Source organism: Alitiscatomonas aceti (assembly GCF_025567195.1).
Lineage (GTDB): Bacteria > Bacillota > Clostridia > Lachnospirales > Lachnospiraceae > Alitiscatomonas > Alitiscatomonas aceti.
Genome location: NZ_JAOQJF010000074.1, coordinates 1 through 2,052, shown reverse-complemented (window position 1 = coordinate 2,052; position 2,052 = coordinate 1). Strand labels below are relative to the sequence as shown.

The following is a 2,052-nucleotide window of genomic DNA, read 5'->3' as shown; positions in this document are numbered from 1 at the left end:
GCTTCCGGGTCACAGATGATAACATCATCACTGGTAAGCAAAAAGCAGTTGGCAATTTCTCGTTTTGCGCTGAAGGACTTACCGGAACCCGGCGTACCCAAAATCAAGCCATTGGGGTTTTTCAGCAGCTTTCTGTCTACCATGATGAGGTTATTGGACAGGGCATTGATGCCGTAGTACAGCGCTTCTTTGCCGTTCTGGAATAATTCCTGTGTGGTGAACGGTACAAAGATAGCCGTAGAACTGGTGGTCAGCCCCCGCTGGATCTCGATCTGATTGAGCCCCAGGGGCAGACAGCTCATCAGCCCTTCTTCCTGCTGGAAGTCCAGTCTGGTCAGCTGGCAGTTATACTTCTGGGCAATAGAGCCTGCCTGAAAGATGTTGTTGCCAAGCTGACGGGGATTGTCCGCTGTGTTCAGCACCAAAAAGGAAACAAGGAACATTCTCTCGTTTCGGCTCTGCAAATCCTGCAACAGCTTTTTCGCCTCACTGCCGTAGGTGGCAAGGTCAGAGGGAATGATGTCCATGTCGTATCCTGCGCGGACTGCTTTTTTCTGTTCCTCGATCTTACTGCGGTCCAGGTCGGTAATCTTACGCTTTACCGTCTTAATGGCTTTCACCTGATCCACCGACTGAATGTGCATACTCACAATGAGCGAGCTTTCCATATCCAGAAAATCAGCCAGCAGACGGTCATTCAGCTCCGGTGCAAGGATCTGCAAAAAAGAAACAGCCCCGTATTTCTTGCCCATACGGAACTGCTTGCCGGTGCGGAACTCAAAGGAGCTTGGTGCGATGAAGTCCTTGGTAGATAGGCCGGAAGGGGCCAGCCAGTCCCATTCAAACTGAAACGGGAGCTGTTCGTCCATGTGGAATACTGCATGAAGCTGGGAAAGCCTTTCCTTACCATCCAGTGTCCTGGCGGCTACACCAAGACGCTTGAAGTTATTGAGAATATCGGTCTCAATACGCTCCAGACGGGGCTTGGCTGCTTTGATGCTGTCAGCGTCGATACCAAAGGTCAGGTATTTGGTCTTGATGAGACCGTTGTTTCCTCTGGCCAGCTGATTTTGCAGCATCGTGGTGTATTCCTCACGGATACTGTCAAAGGCATCCCCCTGGGGCGGGATGGAAATGGAGTTGGCAAAGGTCTCCTCCGATGCCGCAAGGTTCAGAAAAGACAACTGGAAGTGAATCGAGCTGTCGAAATAATTGAGGAAATCACACCAGCCCTCAAAGATCGCGGTCTTATCTTCATTTTGGGAGAGCTGATAGTTGATGTCCTGAAACTGAATGGTCTTTGTGTAGTGGCTGTCCGATACGCGGCAGATCCCGTCCGGCCACATCCGTTCATAAGGGATACTGTCCTGTGCGGATTTTCCTTTTTTGTCCGTGCGGTTGGCGCGGGCAATGGCCGCTTCGATCTGCTTCTTATCGGCGCGGGACAGCTTTTTCTTTGTCTTTACCGGCTGCACGGTCTTTTCTTCCGGTTTTCCCAGCAGACGGCGCAGCCAGCTTTTCATTGCGGTGAACAATGTCATACACCTCCTTATCGAGCATTTCCTGCCGCTTTAATACGGCATAAAAGTTATTGGTCTGGTAGGGACGCTGCTTGGGACGGATCACAGCCACTTTTAGGATGTTGCCGACGATCTTTTCCAGGGGCTGTCCATGCTTTTCATACATTGCCAGCAGGAAGAAGGGCATCATGACCAGCATCATACACATGGCGGCCATGCTGTTTCCCGCAGGCTCACGGAGCAAAAAGAACAGCGGCACGCCTACAAGCGCCCCGGCGGTAAAGCAGACCAGCTGCCTTCGGGTCAGATTGAACATGACCTTGGTTTTGACTTTGGTTAAATCTTTGGGTACGGGTACATAAGCCAATGTGGAAACCTCCTTCCGTTTTAATGCGCCTGAAAGACTGATTTTGCAAGGCTGCCGGTTTTGAACAGCGTAAAGCACAACAATACGGTGTAGCCCACGCAGCTCCAGATCGCCATGATGATGTCATCTTCCAGAGCGATGTTCTGCACCAGCACAGCATAAATT

2 protein-coding genes are annotated in these 2,052 nt (G+C 51.0%); both read right to left on the bottom strand.

All coding sequences use genetic code 11. The features are described from left to right. Positions 1–1,475, bottom strand: a 1,475-nt coding sequence (locus tag OCV69_RS16495) for a VirB4-like conjugal transfer ATPase, CD1110 family (RefSeq protein WP_158360313.1), incomplete at its 3' end; no start/stop codon positions are given. Beyond that, a complete protein-coding gene (locus tag OCV69_RS16490; protein WP_002571008.1) occupies positions 1,432–1,887 on the bottom strand; it encodes a PrgI family protein in 456 nt (151 codons plus the stop codon). The genes OCV69_RS16490 and OCV69_RS16495, both read right to left, overlap by 44 nt. Positions 1,888–2,052 lie beyond the last annotated feature (165 nt).